The sequence below is a fragment of the Bartonella sp. AC10YNML genome, assembly GCF_042196825.1.
GTDB lineage: Bacteria > Pseudomonadota > Alphaproteobacteria > Rhizobiales > Rhizobiaceae > Bartonella.
This window is the reverse complement of record NZ_JBHIRA010000059.1, coordinates 1-1,054: the sequence shown is the minus strand read 5'-3', so window position 1 is coordinate 1,054 and position 1,054 is coordinate 1. Positions and strand designations below refer to the sequence as shown.

Below are 1,054 nucleotides of genomic sequence, written 5' to 3'. Positions count from 1 at the left end.
ATTCTTATAATTTTGATTGCAAACCTTTTATCGGCTTGTGCATTAGCACCAAAGCTAAAACAGCCCAATGATAGGAACCGCGTGCCTATTAATAAAACAATCCCTGCCGAAATCAAGCGAGGAGACAGATGAAAAAGCAATTTATTATAGTAGGAATGGTTACCCTTTTGGGAATGCTGAGTCTAGCTCCAGCAAATGCAGCTGCAAATATAGACTCACAACCTGATCCATCAGCAGAATATCGGGAGATTATTGATCTATTAAAAAAAGGGGAGATTATTAAGCTTTTAACAAAACAGCTTGAGTTAAAAAAAGAACAACTTTCACAAATAGAAAAAGCCTATCAGGCTATAACAAAGAGTCAGAAAACAAACCCAAAGCAAATAGACTTTTCTAGTTTTTTTCTCCAAGATCCAAAATCGCTCTATAAGAGTGATAAGCTTTCAACGGAATCATATCAAAAGGCATTGGAGGAAGAAAACAAAATTTCTGGAACTTTTGATCAAGTAGGCGCGTCTATTTTTGCTCGTTTAGAATTTGTATCGGCTTTAGATAAAGCGGTAACTTTTAACATTTTTCAACATATAGAAAATCGTTTTCAATACCTCAAACAGTTATTCGATGAACTTGAAACAAAAGAAAATCTGAAAGACATTGCTGATCTTCAAGCACATATCGATGGTTCGTTAGCCATGATCCAAAATGAATCTATAAAGATGCAAGTGATAGCACATTTACGCAAAGCTGAATACTCACTTATCAAAAGGAAAAGACGCGAACTTGATATGAAATTTTTTAACCATGAAAAAAAAGAGATGCCTAGCATACGGTGAAAACACTTAGGTAATGTATAAATGAAAATGAAGCGTTTAGCATATATCTATGTTCCAAAGTGATAAAAAGTTGAAAATTCGTCAAAGAGGAATTCCATGAACTTCACTATGTTCACGCAACTTTTCGATAAAATTAACCAGGTAACACAAACATATGTCACGGGTATTTCCTCAAAAGCAATTGTTACAATTACACCTTTCGTTTCAATTGGAATCACGAT

2 protein-coding genes and 1 pseudogene are annotated in these 1,054 nt (G+C 34.3%); all 3 read left to right on the top strand.

Going from position 1 to position 1,054, the window contains the following annotated elements:
- Nucleotides 1-132, top strand: a 132-nt coding sequence (locus tag ACFINA_RS09605) for a TrwH protein (RefSeq protein ID WP_375606218.1), incomplete at its 5' end; no start/stop codon positions are given.
- Entirely contained in the window at nt 129-833 is a 705-nt protein-coding gene (locus ACFINA_RS09600) for a type IV secretion system protein (RefSeq protein WP_375615521.1), read from the top strand. The genes ACFINA_RS09605 and ACFINA_RS09600, both read left to right, overlap by 4 nt.
- Nucleotides 834-929: 96 nt before the next feature.
- Nucleotides 930-1,054 (top strand): annotated as a pseudogene (locus tag ACFINA_RS09595) (trwi protein); the annotation flags it as partial.